The organism is Peribacillus sp. NPDC096448, assembly GCF_044762675.1.
Classification (GTDB): domain Bacteria; phylum Bacillota; class Bacilli; order Bacillales; family DSM-1321; genus Peribacillus; species Peribacillus frigoritolerans_B.
The window spans coordinates 1-1,723 of record NZ_JBIWEU010000058.1; the positions used below are offsets into that span (position 1 = coordinate 1).

Below are 1,723 nucleotides of genomic sequence, written 5' to 3' on the forward strand. Positions count from 1 at the left end.
TCCCAGCCGTAGAATCAGTATTGACCGTTCTGAACCATTTTCATTCTCTGTGGTGAAGCGCTGATTTTTGCGCTTCATGAATGGCTAACGGGTGCGTTAGCTGAAGATCGGAGCTGTCTTTAAGGCAGCTTTTTCTTATTGAAGTAACGAAGCAGATTAATTAAATAAAAAGTAAAGAATAAGGGAAAAAAGACACAGCTAGTGCTAGTGTCTTTTTTGAGACGTTATTACACCTTCGTCTATACTTCATACGGTTGTTAAGCATAATATATTGCGGACAACCTGTATTTACTTTTTTGTATCAAATTTTGAAAAAGACGGGAGAACGAACATTAATGGACAAAGAAAAAGGAAGTAAAGAAAAGAAAACAAAAGGGGATAGAAGTTTTGGGAGATAAAAAAGAAATACAAACTCAAATGTTGGAACTACAGAAAGAGTCAACAGAAACATTGAATAAAGTCTTAAATGAAATAACACTATTAAATAGTAATCTGGAAAAAATGGGGACTGCAATTTCTTCGATGCAACAAAATGTACCTACTACAAATTCTTCAAACATACTTGCTAATCTTGATGCTGACACAATGTTAACCCTCTTACCGGTTGCAAGTAGCCTTTTTAAAGGTACAGGAACGGGACCTGCTATGTACCCGATGCCTCAAGTTTCACAACCTAATCATTTAAGCTTCCTTAATAATTTGGATATTGATAAAGTATTAGAAATCTTACCGGTTGTACGTAGATTTTTTAAAGGTACAGAAAATTTGGATAAAATCTTACCGGTTGCACTTAGCTTTTATAAAGGTACAGAAACGGGACCTGCTATGTATTCGATGTCTCAAGTCCCGCAACCTAATCATTTAAGCTTCCTTAATAATTTGGATATTGATAAAGTATTAGAAATCTTACCGGTTGTACGTAGCCTTTATAAAACTGTAGGCGAAAGTGAAGGCAAGAATGAAAATAAAGAATAGCAATGTAAAAGGGCAAAGAGCTGACTCCAAAAAAAGAGTCAGCTCCTTGCCCTTTGTTTACTTATTATTTACAGTCCTACTAAGATAATCACTAGTAGGATGAAAAGCACAAGGATCAAACCAGTGTTTACACCATTTTCACCATTGCCCATATCTATCCCTCCTTTAAAAATTGTAAAGGACTGGAAAAGTATGGACAATAGTGGTTAAAAAAGAATTGCCCATACTACGCCCCCTTGTCCTCTTTAACAAGATATGTCTGTAAAATTATCTTGTATAGGACAAGCAATTAGGGGATATGTGGATTTTTCAAGAATGCTCATTTTACAAAAAATAAGGGAGTATGCTGTTTATCAAAAAAGAGCAGAAATGGAGCGTAAATCGTATCTGCTAAGATATATTTTGAAAAGAAAATAATCTACATACTATTTAACTTACAGGGTGTGGCCGCCAATACACGATTTGAATGTACGATTTTTTACATAATCTACATTCAATTTAAAGTGAAGTGAAAAGTCACCCTTAATTAACTAACGGGGCAGGTTAGTGATAGATAAATGTTATAATTTGGATGGGAGGAATTGTGTCTACTTAAATAAACGGAGTGCATTAGTGAATCAAATTAATGAACTAATGCTACTTGCAGGGGGGGGAGAGAAAGGAGTTGAAAAGACTTGATAATTTATGCAGAAACCTTACGTACAATTTCCATAGTAATACTTATTATTAGTTCTTCTTTCTATCTTCG

Annotated in this window: 1 protein-coding gene; it reads left to right on the forward strand. The window is 34.6% G+C overall.

The window, feature by feature from the left end; translation table 11 throughout:
• Positions 1–387 precede the first annotated feature (387 nt).
• Complete coding sequence (locus ACIQ0C_RS27135) at positions 388–975, forward strand: hypothetical protein (RefSeq protein WP_403065996.1); 588 nt, start codon at positions 388–390, stop codon at positions 973–975.
• Positions 976–1,723: the final 748 nt, after the last annotated feature.